This is a genomic window from Naumannella huperziae (assembly GCF_054073625.1).
In genome coordinates, this window is sequence record NZ_JBSXPH010000001.1 from 197,755 (window position 1) to 223,050 (window position 25,296).

General features: G+C 71.8%; 21 protein-coding genes and 1 tRNA gene. All 22 read right to left on the reverse strand.

Annotated elements, in window-relative coordinates:
• Position 1: 1 nt before the first annotated feature.
• The 22 genes from ACXDC7_RS00955 to ssd all read right to left on the reverse strand — a co-directional run bounded on the left by ACXDC7_RS00955 (position 2) and on the right by ssd (position 25,206).
• Positions 2-838 (reverse strand): carbohydrate ABC transporter permease, encoded by an 837-nt coding sequence (locus ACXDC7_RS00955; protein WP_179445235.1) that lies wholly within the window; start codon positions 836-838, stop codon positions 2-4.
• Positions 838-1,770: a carbohydrate ABC transporter permease gene (locus ACXDC7_RS00960; protein ID WP_343045923.1), complete on the reverse strand. Its 933-nt coding sequence runs from the start codon at positions 1,768-1,770 to the stop codon at positions 838-840. Before ACXDC7_RS00960 ends, ACXDC7_RS00955 begins: the two co-directional genes overlap by 1 nt.
• Positions 1,767-3,116 (reverse strand): extracellular solute-binding protein, encoded by a 1,350-nt coding sequence (locus ACXDC7_RS00965; RefSeq protein WP_459220880.1) that lies wholly within the window; start codon positions 3,114-3,116, stop codon positions 1,767-1,769. Before ACXDC7_RS00965 ends, ACXDC7_RS00960 begins: the two co-directional genes overlap by 4 nt.
• A gap of 86 nt (positions 3,117-3,202) precedes the next feature.
• A complete protein-coding gene (locus tag ACXDC7_RS00970; RefSeq protein ID WP_459220881.1) occupies positions 3,203-3,625 on the reverse strand; it encodes a hypothetical protein in 423 nt (140 codons plus the stop codon).
• Between the two features lie 155 nt (positions 3,626-3,780).
• Positions 3,781-4,254: an OsmC family protein gene (locus ACXDC7_RS00975; protein WP_459220882.1), complete on the reverse strand. Its 474-nt coding sequence runs from the start codon at positions 4,252-4,254 to the stop codon at positions 3,781-3,783.
• Positions 4,255-4,289: 35 nt separating this feature from the next.
• Positions 4,290-4,365: transfer RNA gene (locus ACXDC7_RS00980), tRNA-Thr, on the reverse strand.
• A 115-nt stretch (positions 4,366-4,480) separates the two neighbouring features.
• Positions 4,481-6,082, reverse strand: a complete 1,602-nt coding sequence (locus tag ACXDC7_RS00985) for an alpha/beta hydrolase (protein ID WP_459220883.1) — start codon at positions 6,080-6,082, stop codon at positions 4,481-4,483.
• Between the two features lie 61 nt (positions 6,083-6,143).
• Positions 6,144-7,295, reverse strand: coding sequence for a DoxX family membrane protein (locus ACXDC7_RS00990; protein WP_459220884.1), 1,152 nt, complete (start codon positions 7,293-7,295; stop codon positions 6,144-6,146).
• 89 nt (positions 7,296-7,384) lie between these two features.
• On the reverse strand, positions 7,385-8,587 hold the full coding sequence (locus tag ACXDC7_RS00995) for a DNA polymerase III subunit delta' (protein WP_459220885.1): 1,203 nt from the start codon (positions 8,585-8,587) through the stop codon (positions 7,385-7,387).
• On the reverse strand, positions 8,584-9,246 hold the full coding sequence (gene tmk / locus ACXDC7_RS01000; RefSeq protein WP_459220886.1) for a dTMP kinase: 663 nt from the start codon (positions 9,244-9,246) through the stop codon (positions 8,584-8,586). Before tmk ends, ACXDC7_RS00995 begins: the two co-directional genes overlap by 4 nt.
• Positions 9,216-10,604, reverse strand: a complete 1,389-nt coding sequence (locus ACXDC7_RS01005) for a hypothetical protein (RefSeq protein ID WP_459220887.1) — start codon at positions 10,602-10,604, stop codon at positions 9,216-9,218. The genes tmk and ACXDC7_RS01005 overlap by 31 nt, the downstream gene beginning before the upstream one ends.
• Before the next feature lie 2 nt (positions 10,605-10,606).
• Positions 10,607-13,375, reverse strand: a complete 2,769-nt coding sequence (topA, locus tag ACXDC7_RS01010) for a type I DNA topoisomerase (protein ID WP_459220888.1) — start codon at positions 13,373-13,375, stop codon at positions 10,607-10,609.
• Positions 13,376-13,464: 89 nt separating this feature from the next.
• Positions 13,465-14,943 carry a DUF7059 domain-containing protein gene (locus ACXDC7_RS01015; RefSeq protein WP_459220889.1) on the reverse strand — a complete coding sequence of 493 codons (1,479 nt, stop codon included), beginning with the start codon at positions 14,941-14,943 and terminating at the stop codon, positions 13,465-13,467.
• A 570-nt stretch (positions 14,944-15,513) separates the two neighbouring features.
• A complete protein-coding gene (locus ACXDC7_RS01020) occupies positions 15,514-17,391 on the reverse strand; it encodes a propionyl-CoA synthetase (protein ID WP_459220890.1) in 1,878 nt (625 codons plus the stop codon).
• Positions 17,392-17,437: 46 nt separating this feature from the next.
• Positions 17,438-19,822 carry a sodium-translocating pyrophosphatase gene (locus ACXDC7_RS01025; RefSeq protein ID WP_179445222.1) on the reverse strand — a complete coding sequence of 795 codons (2,385 nt, stop codon included), beginning with the start codon at positions 19,820-19,822 and terminating at the stop codon, positions 17,438-17,440.
• A 180-nt stretch (positions 19,823-20,002) separates the two neighbouring features.
• Positions 20,003-20,398 (reverse strand): Rv3654c family TadE-like protein, encoded by a 396-nt coding sequence (locus ACXDC7_RS01030; protein ID WP_459220891.1) that lies wholly within the window; start codon positions 20,396-20,398, stop codon positions 20,003-20,005.
• Positions 20,395-20,784 (reverse strand): TadE family type IV pilus minor pilin, encoded by a 390-nt coding sequence (locus ACXDC7_RS01035; protein WP_459220892.1) that lies wholly within the window; start codon positions 20,782-20,784, stop codon positions 20,395-20,397. The genes ACXDC7_RS01030 and ACXDC7_RS01035 overlap by 4 nt, the downstream gene beginning before the upstream one ends.
• A gap of 102 nt (positions 20,785-20,886) precedes the next feature.
• Entirely contained in the window at positions 20,887-21,195 is a 309-nt protein-coding gene (locus ACXDC7_RS01040) for a DUF4244 domain-containing protein (RefSeq protein ID WP_459220893.1), read from the reverse strand.
• Between the two features lie 255 nt (positions 21,196-21,450).
• Entirely contained in the window at positions 21,451-22,194 is a 744-nt protein-coding gene (locus ACXDC7_RS01045) for a type II secretion system F family protein (protein WP_459220894.1), read from the reverse strand.
• Positions 22,191-23,024, reverse strand: coding sequence for a type II secretion system F family protein (locus ACXDC7_RS01050; protein WP_459220895.1), 834 nt, complete (start codon positions 23,022-23,024; stop codon positions 22,191-22,193). Before ACXDC7_RS01050 ends, ACXDC7_RS01045 begins: the two co-directional genes overlap by 4 nt.
• The gene (locus ACXDC7_RS01055) at positions 23,021-24,160 is read right to left on the reverse strand and encodes a TadA family conjugal transfer-associated ATPase (protein ID WP_459220896.1); all 1,140 of its coding nucleotides are present in this window, start codon (positions 24,158-24,160) and stop codon (positions 23,021-23,023) included. Before ACXDC7_RS01055 ends, ACXDC7_RS01050 begins: the two co-directional genes overlap by 4 nt.
• A complete protein-coding gene (gene ssd, locus ACXDC7_RS01060) occupies positions 24,157-25,206 on the reverse strand; it encodes a septum site-determining protein Ssd (protein WP_179445215.1) in 1,050 nt (349 codons plus the stop codon). The genes ACXDC7_RS01055 and ssd overlap by 4 nt, the downstream gene beginning before the upstream one ends.
• Positions 25,207-25,296 lie beyond the last annotated feature (90 nt).

The window sequence follows — 25,296 nt, forward strand, 5'->3', positions numbered from 1 at the left end:
CCTAGCCCTTGACGGCGCCCTGGGTGAGACCCGAGATGATCTGCCGCTGGAAGAGCAGCACGAGAATCACCACCGGGATGGTGACGATGATCGCGGCGGCCGAGATGGCGCCGGTCGGTTCCTCGAACTGCGACGCCCCGGTGAAGAAGGCCAGCGCCGCCGGTACCGGCCGGGCGGCCTCGGTCGAGGTCAGCGAGATGCCGTACACGAAGTCGTTCCAGGCGATGAAGAAGGCGATGATCGCGGTGGTGAACACGCCGGGTGCGGCGAGCGGAACGATTGCCTTCCGGAAGGCCTGCCAGGTCGTCGCGCCGTCGACCTGGGCGGCCTGCTCCAGCTCCCACGGGATCTGCCGGAAGAACGCCGCCAGCGTCCAGATCGAGATCGGCAACGTCAGCGACAGGTAGGGAATGATCAACCCGGGCCAGGTGTCGTAGAGCCCGATGCTGCGCCACAGGTTGAACAGCGGCGTGACGATGGAGATCACGGGAAAGATCGACACGGCGAGCGCGGTGGTCAGGATGATCCGCTTGCCGGGGAAGTCGAGCCGGGCGATGGCGTACGCGCAGAGGGTGGCCAACACGACCGCGATCAGCGTCGACAACAGCGTGATGCCGATCGAGTTGCGCAGCGCGGTGAGGAACAGGCTCTGCGCATCGCCGACCAGGATCAGCTCGTAGTTGTCCAGCGTGCCGCCACTGGCCGGCAGGAAGCCCGGCGTGGTCAGGTCGCCCGAGGACTTGAACGAGGTGGCGAGGATCGAGGCCACCGGCCCCAGCGCGTAGACCAGCACCAGGACGGTGATCACGGCCCAGCCGATCTTGACCCGGGTAGGCATCAGTTCCCTCCCCTGCTTCCGGCCAGATCGACCTTGAAGACCTTGATCGCCAGAAAGGCGATCAGCAGTACGCACAAGAAGAGCAGCACGGAGATCGCCGAACCCATGCCTATCTCCAGTCGACCGATCGAGGTCCGGTACGCCAACAGCGACAAGACCTCTGTGTTGTTGGCCCCGTTGGTCATGATGAACACATTGTCGAAGATCCGGAAGGCATCGAGCGCCCGGAACAGCACCGCGACCATGATCGCCGCCTTCATGTTCGGCAGGGTCACCTTGCGGAACAGCTCCCAGCGGGTCGCGCCGTCCACCTTGGCCGCCTCGGTCAGCTCGCCCGGCACCTGGGCCAGGCCCGCCAACAGCAGCAGCGAGATGAACGGGGTCGTCTTCCAGATCTCGGAGGCGATGATCACGAAGATCGACGTGCCGAACTCGGCGAACCAGTTCAGGTCCGGCGAGATCCCCGGCACCCAGGCGAACCACTGGTTGACGAAGCCTGAGTTGATGTCGAAGGCGTAGAACCAGGCAAAGGCGCTGACCACGGTGATGATGCCATAAGGCACCAGGATTGCCGTGCGCAACAGGCCGCGGAGCTGCTTGATCGCGCCGTGCATGACCAGCGCCAGGGCGAAGCCGAGCACCAGCTCGACGGCCACGGTGATCACCGTGATCAGCAGCGTGACCAACAGGTCGCGCCACCACACCCAGTCCGACAGGATCACCGCGTAGTTGGCCAGGCCGACGAACTGGCGCTCGTCGGGCGCGGTCAGCCGGAACCGGAACAGCGATTCATAGATCGCCTGCAGGATAGGGTACGCCGTGACCAGCAGCATGATCACGAATGCCGGTCCGGCGAGCAGCCAGCCCAGGCGGGCCTCGGCCCGCGCCCGCTCGCTCATCGCCGGCTTGCCTGTCGCCGCCTGGCTGCTCACAGCAATCGCTCCCCTCGCAGGACGGCCGTGATGAACTCCTGGGAATCGCGCGGTGTCGTCGCCGGGTCGACATCGGCCGGCGGGGTCCAGGTCTGCTGGATGCCCGTGGACACCTCGTTGTAGTAGGGCGTCTGCGGCCGCGGCACCGCGATGTCGAGGGAGTCGCGGATCGTCGGGGCCATCGGGAACTTCTGGCGTACCTGCGGATCGTCGAACGCGGCGAGGGCGGACGGCGGATTGCCGTTGGTGACGAAGTACTCCGCCTGGTTCTCCGGCGAGACGATGCACTCGATTGCCCGGTAGGCAAGGTCGGGATGCGTGCTGCGGGCACCGACCCCGAGGTTGATCCCGCCGAGCGGTGGAGCGGTCTCGCGATCGGGCGAGACCCGCGGGTAGAGCGCCCAGCCGATGTCGTCGACGACGGCCTGGTCGAGCGAACCGTCCTCGACCGACCCCTGCATCGCCGGCCAGACGAAGTTGTAGTTGACCATGAACGAACCGCGGTCGGACTGGAACAGGCTCATCGACTGGTTCTCGTCCATCGTCGGCAGGCCCGGACCGCCGAGCCCCTCGCGGCCGATGGTGCTGACGATCCGCGCGGCATCGACACCGGCCGGGCTGTCCAGGCCGAGCTGGATGTCGCGGGCGTTGGCGTCGGGATTGACGATGATCTCGCCGCCGCCGGAGGCGATCAGCGCATTCACCCAGACCGTCATCGACTCGGCCCGCGCGCCCTGCACCGCGAGCTCCTTGTCCTGGGTCTGCGCTGCCTGGATCAACTGGTCCCAGGTCACCGGCTGGCCCAGATCGAGCCCGGCCGCCTCCGCGACCGACTTGCGGTACCACAGGATCTGGGTGTTGGCCCAGAACGGGACGGTGACCAGCCGATCGTTCCAGGTCGCGCCGTCGAGTGCGCCCTGCACGACGCCGCGGCTGGTGCGCTCGGCGACGTCGGGCGGGACCGGCGCGAGGAACCCCGGCTCGGCCAGCTCCGGAATGTAGGGCGGGTCCAGGCTCATGATGTCCATGCTCGGATCGCCCGCGGCGAGTCGGCGGGCGAGCTGTTCGCGCTGGCTGGCCGCGTCGTTGGGCAGCAGCGAGGTCTCGATCCGGTACGCCCCGCCGGCCTCGGCCGTGCACTTCTCCGCGAGCGCGGCCTGGCCGCCGTCGTCGGGATTGATGTACCAGGTCAGGGTCGGCGGGCCGCCGTCACCGGCGCACGCGCCGAGGCTGAAGCTGAGGGCGGCGAGCGCCGCGACCGCCCCGAGGCCCCTGGCGCGCCGGCCGGTTCGTGCTGCGCGCGCACTCGCCCCACGATCGTTGCGGACATCTGTCAAGACGATCACCCCGCTGCGATTCAGGTCGACTCACTGAATCGAGCGTCCCGCGGATGAGACGATAAAGCAACCGTTGGGGCGGGATCCGGGCGGCGTCAGCGCCGCGGGGCAAGCAACCCGGACCGGCGTACCGAGTCGAACGGCCTCGCCACGACGTGGCCGCCCAGCAGCGCGATCAGTACCGACGATCCGAGGAAGAACGGCAGGTACCAGCGCCAGGCCGAGGCCAAGGCGCCCGGATCGCCGGCGGCGAGTGCGCCGGTCGGGACGGCCAGCAGCGCGGTCAGCAACCAGGTGACGAGCGCGATCACGGTGCCCGTACGGCGATGCTCCGATCGACGGGACCATCGCCGGATCGCGGCGGTGAGCAGCACGCCGATCGCCAGCGAGGCACCGACGAAGTAGAGCGCGACCATGAGTCGGCGGGCATCCGGTGGGTGACCGCCCGCGAAGATCAACAACCCGGGGGTAGTCGCTGAGAGCGAGCCGATCGCCCAATGGACGGCAAACCGACGCATGATCGCACCCTTCACCCGAACCGTGCGGTGCGGGCACTTTGATCATGGTCGCTGCGGCGCTCACGATCAAGCGTGAGCGGTGTCAGGCTGGTGCCATGACCGCTTGCTGACCTCCGACGCGCGTGAGGCGAAGTCCTTCGAAGGCGCGGCCGGACTCAGCCGTCCTGCCCCTCGACCAAGATCGTCACCTCATGATCGACGGGGAAGTTGACGCTGTTGGCGATGAAGCAGTCGGCCGAGGCGGGGCCGTGGGCCGCGATGGCAGCATCCACCATGGAGGCGTCGGGGACGGTGACCACCGGGTGCAGCACGACCCGCGCGAAGCGCCCGCCGGACCCTTCTTGGGTCATCTCCCCGTGGGCCCGGTCGGCATAGGCCGTCACCACGACGCCGGTCAGCACCGCGCGATGGAAATAGCTCAGCATGTGGCACTGCGCGAGCGCCGCGACCAGCAGCTGTTCCGGATTGTGCCGCTCGCGATCACCGCGGAACGCCGGATCCGCCGTGCCGGCGATGTCGGGCAGCCCGTCGACCCGAACGATGTGCTCGCGCCCGTAGTCGCGATGCCCGGTCGTGCCCGCACCCCGGTTGCCCGTCCACTCCACCTCGACGTCGTAGCTGTGCCGCACGGCAGAAGGCTAGCCGGGAGAGGCGGTGTGCACGCTGGAGCCACCTACCGGAATCGAACCGGTGACCTACGCTTTACGAGAGCGTCGCTCTACCGACTGAGCTAAGGTGGCGCGACCTGCGGCCGGTGCATGACTATAGCGGCTCGGGCGCGCCCGCCACGAATCGGCGGGCGTGCGTACCGACGTTTGCGTCAGATATGACGCAAACGTCGTACAGACGGCGCCGTCACTCCTTGCAGACCGTCTCCCCCTCGGGGATGCGGTCGCGGAAGTAGTTGACGACGGTACGCCCGACGCACGAGCTGCGGCCGTAGGCGACGTGCCCCGCCCCCTCGAAGGTGACCAACCTGCCGACCCCGAGCTGCTTGGCCATCGTCACGGCGTTCTCGTACGGCGTGGCCGGGTCGCCGGTCGTACCGACGACCAGGATCGGGCGAGCGCCCGTGGCGGGCTCCAGCGGCCCGGGCGCGGGCACGGCCGGCACCGGCCACGACGGGCACGCGTAGTCCGGGCCCATGAACCTGCCCGCCCAGGGCGCCGCCGCCGCGGCCTCGGCCGCCTTCGCGTCGGCTCCCGCGTACCCCTCATCGGCCTCGTCCAGGCAGCGGATCGCCGGGAAGGCCTTCATCAGCGACCCGAAGGACCCGTCCTCCTCGCGCTGGTAGTAGCCGTCGGCGAATGCGAGCATCAGCTCGCCGTTGCCGCTGCGCGCATCGGCGATGCCCTGCGCGAGATAGGGAAACGCGGTCTCATCGGCATACAGCACCGCGGAGATCCCGGTGACCAGACCGGTCTGGGTCAGCTCGCGCGAGCCGGCTCGGATCGGGCGGGCATCCGCCTGCTCCGTGAGCTCGGTGATCGTGGCTCGCACCTGGTCGGGATTGGCGCCGAGCTGACAAAGCTGCTGCTGACCGACGCACCAGTCGACGAAATTGCCGAGGGCCCGCTCGAAGCCCTGGGCCTGGCTGACCTCCTCCTCGCCGGTCACGTCGACGGCGCCGTCCAGCACGAGCCGGCCCGACCGCTCGGGGAACAGCTCGGCGTAGCGGGCGCCGACCTGCGTGCCGTAGGAGGCGCCGAAGTAGTTCAACCGCTGGTCGCCCACGATGCCGCGCAACATGTCAAGATCACGAACGGTGTCCTCGGTCGAGATGTGTTGCAGCAGCGCGCCCGACTGCGCCAGGCAGGACGCGCCGAGGTTCACCTCGGCCTGCATCAGATCGGTCCGCTCGCCCTGGTCGTCGGGGGAGGCATCCTGGTTGATCAACATCTGCAACGCCGCATCATCACAGCGAACCGGCGTGGAGTCACCGACGCCGCGAGGATCCCAACCGACGATGTCGTACTGCTCGAGCCCCTCGCGGGAGAAGCTCGTCGCATAATCCGTCCCGTCGCCGCCCGGCCCGCCCGGGTTGACGAAGATCGTGCCCAGCCGCGGCGACTGGCTGGCCGGCACCTTGAGCAGGCTCAGGGTGATCGCCGTGGGGCCGTCGGGGCTGCCCCAGTCCAGCGGCGCCAGCACGGTCGCGCACTGCCCGCCCTCGCAGGTCTGCCAGGCGGGCCGCTGGGTCTGCCAAGCTCCGCCGGCCAGCTCCTGGGGCCGCGGCACCATCCCCGGCGGGGTGACGTCCGGCACCGGCTGCAGGGGGCGGCCGTCGGGATTGATCTGATTGGTACGCGGCGGCGTGGACGCCGAGCTCTGCACGAACACCACGCCGCTCAGTGCCGTCCCGACCACCAGCACCACCGCGGCGGTCACGGCTACCGCCGCGACGACCGCCCGGAACAGTGGCGAACGGCGGGGCGTGGATTCGGACGCGGCGCTCACCCGGCCAAATCTATCGACCGGGACAACCGCGGCGCGCCGCACGCATCACCGCGCGCCCGGCTCACCGCTCGTCGGCGGCATTCTCCTTGGCCCGGCGCCGGCGGGCGCGGAATCCGCCGTCGATGCCCCAGCGACCGCCGCCCACGCAGAGGAACAGGATGCCCACCGCTCCGAGCAGGAGCTCCAACTCGCCCGCCAGTTCGTAGCCATTGCTGAACGGGAAGGTCGTCCACTTCACGAACACCAGCGCGCCGATACCGATCAGCGCCACGCCGAGGCCGGACAGCCGGACCAGCAGGCCGAACAGCAGCGACAGCGCGATCAGCACCTCGCTGATCGCCAGCACCAGGGCCATGATCTCCGGGTACGGGATGACCGTGCCCGCCAGCATCGTCTGCACGTCGGTGATCGCCATCAGCTTGGCGACGCCGTGCAGCCCCATGATCGCCGCGACGACCAGCCGCAGCAGGAACAGACCCAGCGAAGCGAGGAATCTGTCCGTCGTGCGGGCCGAGCGACCGGCGCCGGCGGCGGGCGCCACCGCTTCGTCGCCGACGACGACCGGGGGCGGTGTGCGCTTGCCCAGCGCCTCGTCGCGGGCGCGGCGGCGCTCCTCCCAGTCGGTCTCCCCGGCCGCAGTGCCGGCGGCGAGCGGCATCACCTGGGTGCCTTCGGACTCGCGGTCGCGGAATGCCGCCATGGTCTCGGTCGGCTCGGAGTCGGCATCGCGTCCCGCCTCGTCGCGGTAGAGGGGCCTGCGGTCGTCGGGCCGCTGCTCGGTGAGCAACTCGGTGCGCTCGCCGTCGGCGGGATCATTGGAAGTCACCTCGGTCGCCTCCCCGTCCTGTGCGGACCCGGCGGGCCGGGTCTCGGTGGATTCGTCGGTCCTGTCGTCCGCAGTCGTGTCCTTGGCGCCGGCGGTTGTGTCCTTGGCGCCGGCGGTTGTGTCCTTGGCGCCGGCGGTTGTGTCCTTGGCGCCGACAGTCGTGTCCTTGGCGTGCCCGGACCTGTCCTTGCCGGGCCGGTCGACGAGTTCGGTCGCCTGCTCATCGGCAGCGGCCGGCCCCGGCGCCTGGGACGCAGGCTTCGCCTGGTTGTCGTCGGCGTGGCTCGATCGGCGCATCGCGGACGAGCCCGACCGCGACGGTTCCTCGGGCGCGCGCTCGTCGCCGGAGTCACCGCGATCGTTCGCGTCATCGGACCTGGTGGCCACGAGCCTCTCCCTTCACCTGTGTCACACGGGATTCTCGCACCGCCAACCCCCGTGACGGCGTATCGACACGGCGTTTCGGCCCGCCGGACTCAACCCTCGCCGTCGGCCTCGACGATCGCCACCAGCATGGCCTCCGTGGCCAGCAGCGGCGGCACGTTGGTCTCCAGCGCCTCCCGACAGGCCAGCAGCGCGTCGATCCGGCGCAGGGTCGCCTCCGGGCGGGTACGCCGGGCGAGCGCCCCGATCTCTGCCGCCAGCTCGGGGTTGATCAGCTCGACCCCCGAACCCGTCTGCACGCTCAACACGTCGCGGTAGTACGCCGTAAGCTCGGTCAGGGCCCGGTCGAGCGCGTCGCGCTGCAGCCGTTTGCCACGCGCCTTCTGCTGCTCCTCCAGCTCGCGCAGGGCCGCCGTCGCCGAGCGATTGCGTACCCCCTTGGTGCCCATCCCGAGCGCCTGCTCCAGCTCGGCGCGCTCCTTGCCGTCGAGCTCGCCGGTGATCTGGGCGGCCTCCTCCGCAGACGACTTCACCAGCGCCTCCGCCGCCTCCAGGCACGCGCCGAGCCCCCGCAGCCGGCCCGGGATCTGCAGCACGGCGCTGCGCCGCTGCCAGGCGTCGGTACTGCGCGCCAGCACCCGCGCCCGGCCGATGTGGCCCTGGGCGGCCCGGGCGGCCCGGGTGGCGGTCTCGGCATCGATGCCGTCGCGGCGCTGCAACAGGTCGGCGACCGCCGCCGGGGTCGGGGTGGTCAGGTGCAGCAGCCGCGACCGGGACCGGACGGTGGCCACCACATCCTCGGCCGTCGGCGCGCAGAGCAGCCAGACCGTGCGCGGCGCGGGCTCCTCGATGCTCTTCAGCAGCGCGTCGGCGCCGCGCTCGGTGATCCGGTCCGAATCCTCGATCACGATCACCTGGTGGCGCCCGACGGACGGGCTCATCGATGCGCGCCGGACCAGGTCGCGGATCTCATCGACGCCGATCGACAACAGCTCCGTGCGGACCAGCGTGACATCGGGATGCGCGCCGCTCAGCGCCGTGCGACAGGCCCGGCACTCGCCGCACCCGGCCGGGGTGCGCTCGCACTGCAGCGCCGCGGCGAAGGACCGGGCAACATTCGACCGGCCCGAACCGGGCGGGCCCGTGATCAGCCAGGCGTGCGACATCGCGTGCGGGCCCCCGGCGACGGCGCGACGGAGCACCGACACGGCGGCCTGCTGACCGACCAGGTCGGACCAGACCCCGGTCAACGGCTCGGCCCGCGCGACGCCGGTGTCCGTGCTGGGAGCGCTCACGGGTCCAGTCTGCCCGCCGGCTCGGACAACAGCTCTGCCAGCCGCCGCCACACCTGCTCGGCGATCTGCTCGCGCGAGTGCCGCGCGGGCAGCACCAGATAGTGCGCCGGGTGCGCGGCGGCGAGGGCGAGGAAGCCCTCGCGTACCCGCTCGTGGAAGGCATCGCCGGCGGCCTCGATCCGGTCCTTGTCGGCCTTCGCGCCGACGCCTGCGCCCGGCTCCAGGTCGAGCAGCACCGTCAGGTCGGCGCGCAGCCCGTCGGTCGCCCAGGCCGCGACCGCGGCCACCTCCTCGGCGCGCAGCACCCGGCCGGCGCCCTGGTAGGCCAGCAACGAATCGACGTAGCGATCGCTGACCACGACCTCGCCGCGCTCCAGCGCCGGCCGGATCACCTCACCGACGTGCTGGGCCTTGTCGGCGGCGTAGAGCAGCGCCTCCGCGCGCGGATCGAGATCGCCCGTCGTCGGGTCGAGCAGCAACTCGCGGATCCGCTGGCCCGCGGCGGTGCCGCCGGGCTGGCGAGTGACCACGTGCGGTACGCCGGCAGCCGCCAGGCGCTGCGCGAGCAGCTTCTGCTGCGTCGACTTGCCGACGCCGTCGCCGCCCTCGAAGACGACGAACACCCCGCTCACGCGAACCGCTCCCGCGCCCGGCCCCATTTCCGCAGGAACTCGTGGCGGGCATGACGGACGACGATGCGCGCCCGCTCGTGGGCCCGGCCGGCCTCGAAGGCCTCCGCCGGGCTCAGCTCCTCGACCCGATCGGTGATCGCCGGCGGCTCGCCGACGCACTGTTCGAGATCGGCCATCAGCCGTTCGGTACGCCGCCGCAGCCGCGCGGCCCGCTTCGGGCGTACCAGCTCCGTGATCGTCGAGCTGTGGATGAGTTGATCACCGGCGAGCAGTGCCGCGCGCCAGGTAGCGTCCGGCCCGTCGGCACCGAAGACGTCGCAGGCCTCGACGAAGTCGGCCACCACCCGCTCCAGCAGCGCGCCGAATGCGTCGCCGGCCGACAACGCTCCCGAGGTGTCGATCCCGCCCACCACCCGGGGGGCGCGTACCTCGCGGACCAGCGCGTCCAGCAACCCGAGATAGCGCCCGCTGTTGATCAGCGCGATCGCATCCAGCTCCGCGGCGTCGTCGAGCCGATCGGCCAGCGATCGCCACTCGGCGACGCCGGCCTGATCATGGACAAGCAGCGGGCCGAGGCCACGCAGCTCGACGGCCAGGGCGCGGAGCTGTTCGGCCAGGTCACGGGCGGCCCCGGAGCCGCCGCGCAGCGCCAGATCGGCGGTCATGATCATCCGCAGCCGGCCGGCCAGGATCGCCGTGATCGCCGCCTCGGCGGGACAATCGCGCTGCCAAGCCGTCGGCGCGGGGAAGTCGGTGTGGCCGGTCGCGGGGGAGCCGATCCGCTGGGCGATGCTCGGGAACTCCTCCACCACGGTGCCGCCGGCGAAGGCGAGCATCTCGCTCACCCAGTCCCGCTGGGCAGCATCGATCCCGTCACCGGTCAGGGTGCCCTCGCGGTAGCGCGAGGTGATCACGCCCGCGGTGCGTACCGTGACCAGTTGATCATGTAGGACACCGAGTCGGGTCTCGCCGTCCTGGCCGGCACCGTGCAGCGCATAGGTCCACCGGTCGTACTCCAGCGCGGCGACCGGGCCGAGGGCGGCCGAGCGGCGGAACGGTCGGACCAGCGCGGCGAGCTCGGTCGGTAGGTCGCCGTCGGCCATCGGCTCGACCCGCTCCCCCGGCAGCCAGGGCGCCCAATCGGGTGCGGCGAGGAACCAGTCGCCGCGCCCATCGGCGACGCGGTGGGCGAGCAGCACTCCGGCGCGCAGCAGCCGATGATCGGGGGTGTCCAGCACGGTCAACTGAGTCGTCGAGCGCCGCCCGGCGCCGCGCAGCACCAGCACCCGGTCGATGCCGAGCTCGGGGTTGATCAACCGCGGCGCGCGGGCGGTGAACGGCAGCTCGACCCGCAGTTTCACCGCGGCCGGCGCCGGGGTGGTCATGCTCAGCTCCCGCCGGCCGACGATCCGGACCGGCCCGGGCTCTTCTTGGCCGTCGACTTCTTGGCTGTCGCCTTCTTGGCCGTGGACTTCTTGGCCGTCGACTTCTTGGCGGTCGACTTCTTGGCGGCGGCCTTCTTGGCCGGCGCCTTCTTCGCGGCCTTCTTGGCGGGACCCTTGGCACGCTTCTCGGCGAGCAGTTCGACGGCCCGCTCGGCGGTGATCGTGCCCACGTCATCGCCCCGGCGCAGTGTCGCGTTGTACTCGCCGTCGGTGACATAGGGCCCGAAGCGGCCATCCTTGATCACCATCGGCCGGCCCGTGTTCGGGTCGGCGCCGAGCTCCTTCAGGGGCGGCTTGGCGGCGGCCCGGCCGCGGCGCTTCGGCTGGGCGTACAGCTCCTTGGCCTCCGGCAGCGTGATCGTGAAGATCTGCTGCTCGGTGTCGAGGGAGCGGGAATCGCTGCCCTTCTTCAGATAGGGACCGTAACGCCCGTTCTGCGCGGTCACCGTCTCCCCGTCGATCTCGCCGACGACCCGCGGCAGGGACAGCAGCTTCAGCGCCGTCTCCAGATCGATCGTGTCGATCTCCATCGACGCGAACAGCGAACCGGTACGCGGCTTGACCCCCTTCGGGGCATCCTCGCCGAACACCTCGGTGACGTAGGGGCCGAACCGTCCGTTGCGCGCCACGATCGGGGTGTGCGTCTCCGGGTCCAGGCCCAGCTCGCGCTCCTCCCCCATCGGCCGCGCCAGCAGCTCGCGCGCCTTCTCGACCGTCAGCTCGTCGGGCGGAAGATCATCGGGAACTGCGGCGCGGTTGCCCTCGGCGTCCTCGACCATCGTCCCGTAGCGGCCGACCCGCACGCTGAGCCCCGAGTCAAGATCACCGATGCCGAAGGTGCTGATCTTGCGCGCATCGATGTCGCCGAGCTCGGTGGTCAGCGCCTTCAGCCCCACCGCATCGCCGCCACCGAAGTAGAACTCCGACAACACCGCGACCCGGTGCGCGTCACCCTTGGCCACCTCGTCGAGGGTGTCCTCGAGCTCCGCGGTGAAGTCGTAGTCGACGAGCTGGGTGAAGTGCTCCTCGAGCAGCCGGGTGACCGCGAAGGCCAGCCAGGTCGGCACCAGCGCCGAGCCGCGCTTGAACACGTAGTCGCGTGCCGTGATCGTCCGGATGATCGAGGCATACGTCGACGGCCGGCCGATCTCCAGCTCCTCCAACTTCGCGACCAGCGACGGCTCGTTGTAGCGGGCCGGGGGCCGCGTCTCGTGACCGGCCGGGGTCACCTCGACCGGTTCGACCACCTGTTCGGCGACCAGTTGCGGCAGCCGGCTCTGCTGATCGTCCGAGGCGCCGTCGTCGACGGATTCCACATAGGCCTTCAGGAATCCGTGGAAGGTGATCGTCCGGCCGGATGCGGTGAGCAGCGCGTCGGGCGCGTCGTGGCGATCACCCGTCGCCAGCTCCAGGCGTACCGGCTGATCAAGGTCGGCGCGGATCCGCACACTGATCGTCTCGCCGCGCGCATCGGCCATCTGGGAGGCGATGGTGCGCATCCAGATCAGCTCGTAGAGACGGAACGCATCGCCGGACAGACCGGTCTGCGCGGGGGTGCGGAAGCTGTCGCCGGCCGGTCGGATCGCCTCGTGCGCCTCCTGGGCGTTCTTCACCTTCGAGGAGTAGATCCGCGGCTTGTCGGGCAGATACTGCTGCCCGAAGAGCTGGCGGACCTGGTCGCGCGCCGCGCCGATCGCGCTGTTGGACAGATTCACCGAGTCGGTACGCATGTAGGTGATGTAGCCACCCTCGTACAGATCCTGGGCGACCGACATCGCGCGCTGGGCGGAGAAGCCGAGCTTGCGGCCGGCCTCCTGCTGCATGGTCGTGGTGCGGAACGGCGCATAGGGCCGGCGGGTGTAGGGCTTGGCCTCCACGCTTCGCACCGAATGCGGGGCGGTACGCAGGGCCGCCGCGGCGGCAGTGGCCGAATTCTCGTCCAGTTGCAGCAACTGGGCGCCGGTCAGCCGGCCGCTCGCGTCGAAATCGCCGCCGCGGGCGATCCGGCGACCGCCGAGCTCGGTGACCCGGGCGGTGAACTGCCGCGGCTCCGCGTCGGCGCCGGCGTCCAGCAGCGCGTCGAGATCCCAGTAGGACGCGGTCCGGAACGCGATCCGCTCGCGCTCGCGGTCGACGACCAGCCGGGTCGCCACCGACTGCACGCGGCCGGCGGACAGGTTCTTGGTCATCTTGCGCCACAGCACCGGGGAGACCTCGAAGCCGTAGAGCCGGTCCAGGATCCGGCGGGTCTCCTGGGCGTCGACCAGGTCCATGTCGAGATCGCGGAGCTGGGTCAGCGCCTCCCGGATCGCGGACTCGGTGATCTCGTGGAAGACCATCCGCCGGGTCGGCACCTTCGGCTTGAGCTGGCGCTGCAGGTGCCAGGCGATCGCCTCGCCCTCGCGGTCACCGTCGGTGGCGAGCAGCAACTCGTCGGCATCGGCAAGCGCATTGCGCAGAGCGGTGATGGTGGACTTCTTGTCGGCCGGGACGACGTAGATCGCCTCGAAGTCGTGGTCCACGTCGACGCCGAGCCGCGCCCACGGCTGACCCTTGTACTTCGCCGGGAGCGACGACGCATTGGTCGGCAGATCGGAGATGTGACCCCGGCTCGACTCGACGATGTACTCATCGCCGAGAAAGCCCGCGATCTTGGTCGCCTTGGTCGGCGACTCAACGATCACGAGGGTCCTGGTCGCTCCGTTAGCCACGTCTTCCTCTCCGATCGCGCACCCCAGCGGCGGGGCCGCACCGCCGAAGCGTACCGGAGGCGTCCAGCGGGCCAAGCCCGTCGGATGCCTCAGCCGCGCAGGAAGCCGTCGGCGATCAGGCCGCGCAGCCGCGGGGTGAGGTCGGTACGCAGGTCGCCCGCGTCGGCGTCGAGCAGCCCGGCGACGGCATCGACGATCACCCCGAGCGGCAGGTCGCCGTCGCAGGCACCCGCGACCGCGGCGAGCGCCGTGTCGGTCCGCACCGCGCGGCGCAGCCCGGCCCTGCGGCGCAGCAGCAGATGCTCGGGATCGGCGGCCCCGGGCCGGCCGATGGTCTCGGCATCGACATCGGGTGCGATGGTGAAGGTACGCCCGAACAGCTCGGCCTCGCCGAGCTGGGCCACCGGCGCCGCGTCCAGCCATTCGGCCAACGCACCGCCGACGGGCTGCTGGACCGCATGCGGCCAGGATTCGATCGCGATGTCGGAGGGCGTGGCGTCGTCGATCCGGCGGATCGTGATCCAGCCCATCCCGACGGCGGTGATGCCGAGCTCGGCGAAGTAGTCGAGCCAGCGGGCATAGGCATCGGCATAGCCCGGCGTACCGAACAGGCCGGCATCGGTGAGCCAGAGCTCGACATACTCAAAGGGGTCCAGCAGCTCCCGCTCGATGATCAGCGCCCGGACGCCGGCGGCGGGCAGCCAGTCGCGGAGCCGGCCGGCCCAGTCGCCGTCACGCTGGTGCGCCCAGTTGCCGAGGATCTGCAGGGTGCCGCCCGGGGCCAGGTGCTCCAGCCCGGCGGTGATCACCTCGCGGACCAGCTCGTCCCCGGTGCGGGTGGCCTCGCGGTAGGTGAGGCGGCGGTCGTCGTCGGCCGGCGGGGCGATCACATAGGGCGGGTTGGTGATGATCAGGTCGAAGGTCTCGCCGGCGACCGGTTCGTACAGATCGCCCTCGCGCAGATCCACCGCCACCTGGTTGAGCGCGGCGGTCCAGGCGGCCAGCCGGATCGCGCGCGGATTGAGATCGGTGGCGATGATCTCGTCGGCGTGCGCGGCGAGGTGCAGGGACTGCACGCCGCAGCCGGTGCCCAGATCGAGGGCCCGGCCGATCGGGCGCCGGATGGTGAGCTGTGCCAGCGTGGTGGAGGCCGAGGAGACGCCGAGCACGTAGTCCGGACGCATCGGGCCGGCCGGTCCGTCGAGACCCGGGGTGAGATCGGAGACGATCCAGCGCGGCTGCTCGTCGTCGGTGGCATATGGCCGCAGGTCGATCGCGGCGCGGAGGCCGTCGGGGGCGCAGCGGACGATGTCGAGAGCGAGCAGGGTGTCCGTCAGACCGGGCAGCGCCCGGTCGACGTGCTCGGCCGGTGCCGGCTGCTGCAGCAGGAACAGCCGGATCAGCGTGGCGAGCGGGTCGCCGGCCTCGCCGAGCGCGCGCCGGGCGGGCATCGTCTGGTTGCGCCCGAGGCCGGCCTGTCCGGCCTCGCCGATCCGCCGCAGCACGCCGTCGACGGTGTAGCCGGCGGCCTCGAAGGCCTCCCGGAGCCGCTTCGCGGGAAAGTCCATGCGCCAACCGAAGCGGATGCGCGCCGGTCGGGCAAGCGGGCGGCGGTGGAGGTGGCGGGTCGGCTCGCGCCTCCCGGGTGGACTCGCGCCTGCCGGGTCGGCTCGCGCCCGGGATCTGTCATCGGCCGAGCGGACGGCAACCTCGCCGAAACCGACCACTCGCACGGGTAATGGCGAGGATCGGGCCAGAGCGACAGCACAAACTCCGGCGAGTGGTCGCTTCCGGCGGGGGTGCCAGCGCGCCGCCAGTCCCAGGCCCGCCGCCACAACCCGGGCGAGTGGTCACTTCCGGCGCGAACACACCCAACCCGCCCGCCACAACCCCGGCGAGTGGTCACTTCCGGCGCGAATACGCCCAACCCGCCCGCCACAACCCCGGCGAGCGGTCGCTTCCGGCGCAGTAGGCCGAGTCCGGCCGCCGGCCACAGCCCAGTCGCCACAACCCGGGCGGGCGGTCACTTCCGGCGCGAATACGCCCAACCCGCCCGCCACAACCGGGGCGAGTGGTCGCTTTCGGCGCGGACAAGCCGAGCCCGGCCGGCCACAACCCCGACGAGTGGTCGGGTGCGATCAGGAGGTGAGTACGTCGCGCAGGTCGTCGACGACGGCGGGATCCTCGATGGTGGAGGGCACGACGGCGTCCTTGCCGTCGGCGATCTCCCGCATCGTCTTGCGCAAGATCTTGCCCGAGCGGGTCTTCGGCAGGGCCGCGACCACATCGACCCGGCGCAGCGCGGCCACGGCGCCGATCTCGTCCCGGACGAGCTGGACCAGTTCGGCGGCGAGTTGATCAGGCTCGACCGACTGCCCCTCCTTCAACACCACGAACCCGCGCGGCACCTGACCCTTCAGCTCGTCGGCGACACCGATCACCGCACACTCGGCCACCGCGGGATGGGTGGCGAGCACCGCCTCCATCGCCCCCGTGGACAGGCGGTGCCCGGCAACATTGATCACGTCATCGGTGCGGCCGAGGATGGTCAGGTAGCCGTCCGCGTCGATCACGCCGCCGTCGCCGGTGGAGTAGTAGCCGGGATAGGCCTTCAAATAGGAATCGATCATGCGTTGCGGGTCGCGCCACACCCCGGCCAGCGTGCCCGGTGGCAGCGGGAGCCTGATCGCGATCGCGCCCTCGGTGTCCGGGCCCACCCGCTCGCCATCGGGACCGAGGACCGCGACGTCGTAGCCCGGCACCGGGACCGACGGCGAGCCCGGCTTGATCGGCATCGGCTCCAGCCCGCGCAGGTTCGCCGCGATCGGCCAACCGGTCTCGGTCTGCCACCAGTTGTCCACCACGGGTACGCCGAGCTTCTCCCCCGCCCAGGTCAGCGTGTCGGGATCCGTCCGCTCACCCGCCAGGAACAGCGTCTGCAGGCTCGACATGTCGTGCGCGGCCACCAGTTCGGCGTCGGGATCGACCTTGCGGATCGCCCGGATCGCCGTCGGTGCGGTGAACAGCGCCTTGACGCCGTGTTCGGCGACCACCTTCCAGAAGGCGCCCGCGTCGGGCGTACCGACCGGCTTGCCCTCGTACAGCACTGTCGTCGCACCGGCGATCAGCGGGCCGTAGACGATGAACGAATGCCCGACGACCCAGCCGACGTCGCTGGCGGTGAACATCACCTCGCCCGGCCCGATGTCGTAGATGGTGCGCATCGCGTAGGCCAGGGCGACCGCGTGTCCGCCGTTGTCGCGGACGATCCCCTTCGGCTTCCCGGTGGTGCCGGAGGTGTAGAGGATGTAGAGCGGATCGGTCGCGGCGACGTCGGCCGCCGGAGCGGGCTTGATCGCGGTGGAGCGCATCAACTGGGCGAAGTCGAGATCGCGACCCTCCTTGAGCTCGGCGGGCGCCTGTTCGCGCTGCACCACGATGCAGTGCTCGGGCGCATGGTCGGCCCGTTCGAGCGCCTTCTCCAGAATGGGGTGGTACTCGACGACGCGGCCGGGCTCCAGCCCGCAGGAGGCGGAGATGATCACCTTCGGCTCGGCGCCGTCGATCCGGGCGGCCAGCTCGCTCGGCGCGAACCCGCCGAAGACCACCGAGTGGATCGCCCCGATCCGCGCGCAGGCGAGCATCGACATCACGGCCTCGGGGATCATCGGCTGGTAGATGATCACCCGGTCACCCCGCTCCACGCCGAGCGCGCGCAGCACCCCGGCGAGCTTGGCGGTGTGCTCGAGCAGTTCGGCGTAGGTATAGGTACGCCGGGCACCGGTCATCGTCGAATGCTGGATCAGCGCCGGCGCATCGGCGCGGCCGTTGATCACGTGTCGGTCGAGGGCGTTGTAGCAGGTGTTCAGGATCCCGTCGGCGAACCAGCGCGGCACCGGCTCCTCGTCGGTCAGCACCTGCTCGGGCGGCCGGAACCAGTCGATCGCTCGGGCCTGCTCGCCCCAGTAGCCCCGGGGATCGGCCAGGCTCTGGTCGAACTCCTCGCGATAGCCCATCGGTACGCTCCTCTCGCCCGGCCCGGTCCGGGCGTCCGGCCGGGTGTCAGTCCAACCGGCGGGCCGGGGTCTCGTAGTCGATCTCGACATCGACCTCGACCACGTCGACCTCGGCGACCGCACCCTCGCCGGCTCCGCCGCCCGGGCCGACCGGCGGCGATCCCTGATCGGAGTCGTCGGCGATCGCGATATCGCGGCGGCTGGAGATCACGACGGCGACGATGATCACGGCCAGCGCCGCGAGGGCGATGGCGTACCGGATCGGATTGTCCTGACCGGCGAGCGCCGAGAGCCCGACCACGGCGGGGGCGATCAGCAGCGCCACCAGGTTCATCACCTTGATCAACGGGTTGATCGCCGGGCCAGCGGTGTCCTTGAAGGGGTCGCCGACGGTGTCGCCGATCACGGTGGCCTCGTGGGCGGGGCTGCCCTTGCCGCCGTGATAGCCGTCCTCGACCAGCTTCTTGGCGTTGTCCCAGGCACCGCCGGAGTTGGCGAGGAAGACCGCCATCAACGTGCCGCAGGCGATGGTGCCGGCCAGGTAGCCGGCCAGCGCCGGTGCCCCCAGGCCGAAGCCCACCGCGATCGGGGCGAAGATCGCCAACAGGCCCGGGGTGGCCAGCTCGCGCAGCGAGTCCCGGGTCACGATGTCGACGACGCGCCCGTATTCGGGCTTGCCGGTGCCCTCCATGATCCCCGGGATCTCGCGGAACTGGCGGCGTACCTCCATCACGACCGCGCCGGCCGCCCGACCGACGGCGCTGATCGCCAGGCCGGAGAACAAGAAGACCACCGATGCGCCGACGATGATGCCGACGAGGGTGGACGGCACGTACACCGCGGCGCTCTCGACGAAGGCGGCATAACGATCACCGAGCACCTTGCCGATGGAGTCGGTGTAGGAGCCGAACAGCGCGGTCGCGGCCAACACGGCGGTGGCGATGGCGATGCCCTTGGTGATCGCCTTGGTGGTGTTGCCGACGGCGTCCAGGTCGGTCAGGGTCTGCGCGCCGGCGCCGTCGACCTCACCGGACATCTCGGCGATGCCCTGGGCGTTGTCGCTGACCGGCCCGAAGGTGTCCATCGCGACGATCACGCCGACGGTGGTCAGCAGGCCACAGCCGGCGAGGGCGATGGTGAACAGGCCCGTCACCCCGACCCCGCCGAGCAGGAACGCGCCGAGCACGCCGGCCGCGATCACCAGCGCGGTGTAGACGGCCGACGACAGCCCGAGCGAGATGCCGGACAGCACGACCGTGGCGGCGCCGGTGAGCGAGGTCTTGCCGACGTCACGGACCGGGCGCTTGTCGGTGCCGGTGTAGTAGCCGGTCAGCGCCAGAATCACCACGGCCAGCAAGATCCCGATCAGCACGGCGCCGAAGGCGACGACCCGCGGGTCGTCGATCGGCCCGGCGAACTCGGTGACGCCGAGATCGGCGAAGCGCGCCGGCAGATAGGTCCAACAGGCGATCGCGGTGAGGGCGGCCGAGACCAGCGCCGAGAGGTAGAAGGCGCGGTTGATGGTGGTCAGGCCGCTGACTCCCTGCCGCGGCCGGGTCAGGAAGACGCCGATCAGCGCGGTGATCACGCCGATCGCCGGGATGATCAGCGGGAAGACCAGACCCTCGGAGCCGAAGGCCGCCCGGCCGAGGATCAGCGAGGCGACCAGGGTCACGGCATAGGACTCGAACAGGTCGGCCGCCATGCCCGCACAGTCGCCGACGTTGTCGCCGACATTGTCGGCGATGGTCGCGGCATTGCGCGGGTCGTCCTCGGGGATGTTCTGCTCGACCTTGCCGACCAGGTCGGCGCCGACATCGGCGGCCTTGGTGAAGATACCGCCGCCGACGCGCATGAACATCGCGACCAGCGCCGCGCCGAAGCCGAAGCCCTCGAGCACGATCGGCGCATCGCCCCGGAAGATCAACACGACGAGCGCGGCCCCGAGCAGGCCGAAGCCGACGGTCGCCATCCCGACGCAGGCTCCGGTGCGGAAGGCGACCCGCATGGCGTCGGCCGGCTTGTCGGTACGCGCGGCCTCGGCGACCCGGACGTTGGCCCTGACGGCGAGCCACATGCCGAGGTAGCCGATCATGGCCGAGGCGAAACCGCCGACCAGGAAGGCCGCGGAGCGCGAGATCCGCAACACCCACTGCATCCCCGGATCCTCGGCCTCGGCGGGCAGCGCCAGCAGCAGTACGAATGCCACCACCGCGAAGACGCCGAGGGTGCGGAACTGCCGGGCCAGGTACGCCGCCGCGCCCTCCTGCACCGCGGTGGCGATGGCGCGCATGCCCGGTGTGCCGTCGGGGGCGCGAAGCACCTGCCCGCGGAACACCAGGGCCATCGCGATGGCGATACAGGCGATCACCGCCACGACGACCACGATGGTCAGGTTGGCGCCCTCGAGGACTGCGATTCCCGGCTCCACGTCGACCTCCCCTGGCCGGCCACGTTGCCGGCGTTGGTGTTGAGCTGTCTCCTGGCCCCCAATGACTGGTCCGGAGTATAGGAGTCACAGCCTGCCGCCGCTGTGACCGAGGTCACGCGGCGGCAGGCACGCAGTCTGGCGCATGGCGCGGCCGGCCACAAGCCGGGCCGCCGCGTGCCGTCAAGGTGGCGCGGAGGCGGTCTCCAGCCGGCCGGCGTGGGCGGTGGCGACGACCTCTCGCGGCAGGCCGGCGAACGGTGCGCGGACCGCGACCGCGACCCGCACCGAGACGACGTGGTCGATCGAGTCGCCGGCCATCGAGCAGTCGAGCAGTCGAACGGCATTGGCGCTCGCCGCCCGCTGGGCGGCCGCGCAGGCGTCGCCGCCGGATCGGACGGCGATGGCACCGGACAGCGCGACCGCGTCCGCGGCGGCCCGGGCGTGCGCCTGCGGGATGCGGTAGCCCGTCGCGACGGCGAGGGCCGCGGCGAGCATCAGCGCGACGATCATGGCCGCCAGCAGCAGCATCGTCCCGGAGCCGCGCTCGTCGCCCGGGCGCCCCGGCCCGCGCCTCATTCGCCCGGCTCCAGCAACACGACCGAACGCGCCCGCAACGAGACTGGCGGCGCCGCTTCCAGCGGCCGGTAGTCCAGGCGCACCGTGGTGACCACCTGACCCCCCTCGCGCACCGTCTCCACGCTGGCCCCGCGCGGCGCCCGGCCGCGCGCCCGGTCGGCGGCGGCGCGGTCGCCGCGGGCCTCCTGCCGGGCCACCTCCGAGGCCACGTCCGCACAGCGCACCTGCTGGGTGAGACCGCCGATCAGCCAGGCGATGGCGACCGCGACCATGATCACCGCGAGCGTGCCCAGCGCGATCTCCGCGGTGACCATGCCCCGCTCGCGGCGGTCGGGCGGGCGTCGCGTGGGCGCGAGCGGTGTCGCGTTGCCTCGGTGCGGGATCATCTCGCTGCCTTCCGTCGTGGTGGGAGGTCGCGCGTGCCGGTGTGGGCGCCGCGACGAGTTGCCGCGGGGTCGCCGTCGTCGGCGCCCCGCGGCTTCGCTCGCTCAGGGGCGGGTCGTCGGCGGCGCACCCGTGCCGAACGGATCGAGGCCCGTGAAGAGCCCGATCAGCCAGATGATGAACTCGACGAGCATCCGCTGCACATTGGGATCGGTGAGCACCTTCAACAGCACCCCGGCGAACGAGACCGCCGCCACCGTGCCCACCGCGTACTCCGCCGTGCTCATGCCACGCTCGTCGCGCCCCGGGCGCGGGTGAACGGCCACCAGCTCCCCTCCGGCCGCGGGACGCTCACCGACGGCGTCGGCGACGCCGTCGGCCCCGCGGTTGATCTTCTCCGCTTCGTTGATCATGATCTTCCTTCCCTGATGTCCCCGGACCCCGGGCGCCATCGCCGCGCCCGACGCCTGACCCGATCGGGTCGTTCAGACAGTCGGATCCGGGCGGAGTGTTTTGTCGCCGACGGCTGAATCTGTGGATGACCGGGGGCGGTTGCCGAGCTGTGGACAACGCCGCGGTCGGCGCGGACATCGCAACCGGTGGCTGACGGGAGCGGGTGATCATCCGCACGGCCGCAACGCCGGGGCGGCCATCTCGGGCGCCGCCGATCAGGCGGGCAGCAGCATCATCACGGCACCGGCCACGATGGGCACGACGCCGATCAGGAAGAACGCCGGCAGGAAGCACAGCGCCACGGGCAGGACCGCGCGCACGCCGGCCGTGCGTGCCCGCTCCTCGAGCGCCGCCCGGCGATCGGCGCGGGCATCGTGGGCGTGCTGGCCGAACAACTCGGCGAGAGGTGCGCCGGATTCGGCCGAACGAGCGGCATCGCGGGCCAACCGCCCGAGCTGATCATGGTCGACCAGCGCGCGCCAGGCGGCGGCGTCGCCCTCGCCCAGCTCCAGCCGGGCGGTGACTCGGCCGAGCTCGCGACCCAGCGGCCCCGGCAGCATCGCCGTCACCTTCGGCAAGGCGCGGCGCAGCGGCAGCCCGGCCGCCAGGCAGCTCGCGAGCAGGTCGAGCGCGACGGGCAACTCCAGCACGATGCGATGGCGCTCGCGCGCCAGGGCGGCCGGTTCGAGGCGACCGAGGGCGACGATGACGGCGACGGCCACCAGCCCGCCGACCGCCACTCCGGGAGCCGCGCCGAGGCCCGACGCGAGCCATGCCGCGACCGTGCCCGCGCCGACACCCGCCGCCAGCCTGGTCGGCAGGGCGATCCGCGGCCCGCCGTCCGCCGTGGCATCCGAGACCGCCGGTCGGAGCCGACCGCGTGCCCGGTCGGGGGCCGGCACGCCGAGCCACAAGAACGCACCGACGGCAGCGGCGGCGACCAACCAGCTCGCACTCATCTGTCCTCGCCTCCACCTGTCGGGGCCCCGTCCTCCCCGGTGCCGGCAATCCGCTCGCTCCACAGCACACCCGCCACGGCGAGGACCACCCCGCCGAGCAGGCACGCCTGGCCGGCCAGCGTCCCGGTCAGAAAGCCGAGCGGGTCGCCACCGACCGCGAAGCCGATGGCCAACCCGGCCGCCGGAAGCACCGCCAGCAGCCGGCCGGTCAGCCGGGGCGCGGCCAGCTCCGAGCGAACGGACCGGTCGAGGTCTCGCGCCTGCCGGACGTTCTCCGCGATCCGCTCCAACAACGGCCCGGCGGGCGCACCCAGGCTCGTGATCAGCGACCACGCGCGTGCCAGATCGGCCAGCCCGGCCGCCCCCGGCGCGCGGGCCGCCGCGAACAGCACCCGAACCGGATCGCCGCCGAGCCGCGCGGTGGCCGCGGCGGGCCCGAGCACCGCGTACTCCGCCGCGGCGTCCTCCAGTGCGCTGCCGGGCATGGCGCCGCTGCGCAGATGCTGCGCGATCACCTGACAGGCCTCCGCCACCTGGTCGCGACGGGCGGCGGCACGCCGGGCACGAAACTGAGCGCGCGCCACCAGCACGACCGCCGCCACCACCAGCACCGCCGACAGCGACAGCAGCACCGCGCCGGGGCCGGCGGCGGCATACCCGGCGACCATGATCACGGGTGCTGCGATCCCCAACCATCGCCAGCGGCCCGCTCGCCGCACGCGGCCCGGCAGCGGTGCCGTGAGCCGATCGGTCGGCGCCCGCGCGCCGCACCAGCCGATGGCTGCGAGCGCGGCCGCGAGCGCCGCGAGACCGACCAGCACCGGGCTCATCGGCCGAGCACCCGCTCCAGCCGGGCGCAACCCGGGCCGCGCCGCGCGCCGGTGTCGTCGAACAGCAGCGCCGGCTCGGCGCGGACGAACTCGCCGTCTCGCCGCGCCACGCTGATCTGGGCCACCTGCCGGTGTCCGCTCGGCCCGCGGCGGATGTGCACGAACACCTCGACCGCGGAGGCCAGCTGCGCGTGCACCGCATTGCGGTCCAGGCCGCCCAGGGCGGCCAGCGCCTCGATCCGGGCCGGCACGTCGTCGGCGGAGTTGGCGTGCACGGTGCCACAACCGCCCTCGTGGCCGGTGTTCAGGGCGGTCAGCAGATCGCAGATCTCGGCACCGCGGGCCTCCCCGAGCACAACCCGGTCGGGCCGCATCCGCAGCGCCTGGCGGACCAGGACGGCGAGCTCGACGGCACCGATCCCCTCGCCGTTCGGTGGCCGAGCCTCGAGCCGCACACAGTGGGGATGGTCGGGGGCCAGCTCGCGGGAGTCCTCGACGATCAGCAACCGCTCGCGGTGCGGCACCAGTCCGAGCAGTGCGGCGAGGAGGGTCGTCTTCCCCGTACCGGTGCCGCCGCTGACCAGGTACGCCACACGCACCGCGACGACCTGCCGCAAGACATCGGCCGCCACGGGATGCAGCGAGCCGCGCTCGACCCACTCGTCGAGGGACAGGTGGATCCGGGACGGCACGCGCAGGGACAGACAGGTGCCCGGCGCGGCGAGCGAACCGAGCACGGCGTGCACCCGGACCCCGTCGTTCATCCGCGCGTCCACGTACGGGCTCGCGTCGTCGAGCCGGCGCCCCGCGGAGGCGGCGAGACGGGCCGCCAGGCGCCGGACGTCGGCATCGGAACCGAACCGGATGGCGGTCTGCTCCAGCCCCGATCCGCGGTCGACGAACACCTGATCCGGACCGTTGACCAGCACATCGGTCACGCCCGGCTCGCGGAGCAGGGCATCGAGCGGGCCGGCACCGAGGGTGTCGCGGCGCAGCTCGGCGACGGTCTCCAGCACCGCGCTGTCGGTGACCGCCATCCCGCAGCGCCGCATCGCCGAGGCGACGTCGGCGGCCGTGGGGGCACGCCCCAGCGTGGCCAGATCGGGCCGGAGTCGATCAAGATCAACGGCGCTCACGGGACCGCCCCGATACCGGCGGCGAGTTGCTCGACCCGCCGCCGCCAGCGCCGCCCGGCAGCGCCGAGCGGCCCGGCGCCGTGCTCGATCCCCGGCCCGAGCTGACGGTCCTCCGGCACCGACCCCAGCCACGGCGCACCCAGCAGTTCGGCCACCTGGCGACCCCCGAGATCGCTCCACGGCCGCTCACGGGTGATCACACGCACCGCGGCCGATCGCCCGAGCCGCTCGCCGGCGCGCCGCGCCGCGGCGACGGACCAGACATCGCAGCCGGCCAGCAGCCACACCTCTCCCGCGTGACGCAACACCTGCTCGGCCAGCGGCCCGCCCCCGCGACCAAGATCGACGATCACCGCGTCGTGTCCGCGAGCGGCGGAGCGCAGGACCGCGGAAACCGCCGCGCCGTCGGGCTCGCCCGCGCCCGACCGACTGGCGGCCAGCACACCGACGCCCTCACGGCGCGGCAGCTCCCGACCAAGATCGGCAACGAAGCCGCGCGCCGTCGCAAGCCGGTCCCAGCGCCAGCCGGGCTCCTGCTCCACACCGAGGACAAGATCAAGACCGCCACCGTCCGGGTCGGCGTCGATCACGATCACCGATCCGCGCGCGGCCAGACCCTGCGCCAGCCCGACGGCCAAGGTGGACGCGCCGACCCCGCCGGAGCCGCCCGCGATGGCGAGCACCGAGGCGCCGCCGGACTCGACGACGCCGTCTCCGGCGAGCACCGAGCTCAGCCACTCCACCCCCGCGGGCAGGGCCAGCGTGGTGGCTCCCAGAGGCTGTGACCACCCGCACAGTGCGGCGCGATCCGCCTCGTGGCCGAGCAACACCACGCCGGGCCGCCGGGGCAGCAACTGCTCGGTCACCCCGCGCGCCTGGTCCAGCCCCACCAGCACCGACGGGCTGGCGTGCCACAGGCGCCGCGCCGCGCCCGGCTCGTCGACGACGGCCGGCTCGACACCGGCCACGGCCGCGGACGCCAGGACTTGATCAAGCAACAGCGGATCGGCGGTGATCACCAGCGGATCGGCCTCGGCAACACCCATGTGACCACGCTGCGGCGCCCGTCAACCGGGCACCAGACCCGCCGCCCGATCTGTGGACAATTCGGCGCAATCCGTTGCCTGTGGACAATT

What these genes read in the sequence shown, in the direction of transcription:
- ACXDC7_RS01040 (WP_459220893.1), bottom strand. Translation starts at nt 21,195, where the DNA reads ATGATCAACGAAGCGGAGAAGATCAACCGCGGGGCCGACGGCGTCGCC.
- ACXDC7_RS00970 (WP_459220881.1), bottom strand. Translation starts at nt 3,625, where the DNA reads ATGCGTCGGTTTGCCGTCCATTGGGCGATCGGCTCGCTCTCAGCGACT.
- ACXDC7_RS00955 (WP_179445235.1), bottom strand. Translation starts at nt 838, where the DNA reads ATGCCTACCCGGGTCAAGATCGGCTGGGCCGTGATCACCGTCCTGGTG.
- ACXDC7_RS01035 (WP_459220892.1), bottom strand. Translation starts at nt 20,784, where the DNA reads ATGATCCCGCACCGAGGCAACGCGACACCGCTCGCGCCCACGCGACGC.
- ssd (WP_179445215.1), bottom strand. Translation starts at nt 25,206, where the DNA reads ATGGGTGTTGCCGAGGCCGATCCGCTGGTGATCACCGCCGATCCGCTG.
- tmk (WP_459220886.1), bottom strand. Translation starts at nt 9,246, where the DNA reads ATGGGGCCGGGCGCGGGAGCGGTTCGCGTGAGCGGGGTGTTCGTCGTC.
- ACXDC7_RS01050 (WP_459220895.1), bottom strand. Translation starts at nt 23,024, where the DNA reads ATGAGCCCGGTGCTGGTCGGTCTCGCGGCGCTCGCGGCCGCGCTCGCA.
- ACXDC7_RS01045 (WP_459220894.1), bottom strand. Translation starts at nt 22,194, where the DNA reads ATGAGTGCGAGCTGGTTGGTCGCCGCCGCTGCCGTCGGTGCGTTCTTG.
- ACXDC7_RS01005 (WP_459220887.1), bottom strand. Translation starts at nt 10,604, where the DNA reads ATGACCACCCCGGCGCCGGCCGCGGTGAAACTGCGGGTCGAGCTGCCG.
- ACXDC7_RS01030 (WP_459220891.1), bottom strand. Translation starts at nt 20,398, where the DNA reads ATGAGGCGCGGGCCGGGGCGCCCGGGCGACGAGCGCGGCTCCGGGACG.
- ACXDC7_RS01015 (WP_459220889.1), bottom strand. Translation starts at nt 14,943, where the DNA reads ATGGACTTTCCCGCGAAGCGGCTCCGGGAGGCCTTCGAGGCCGCCGGC.
- ACXDC7_RS01020 (WP_459220890.1), bottom strand. Translation starts at nt 17,391, where the DNA reads ATGGGCTATCGCGAGGAGTTCGACCAGAGCCTGGCCGATCCCCGGGGC.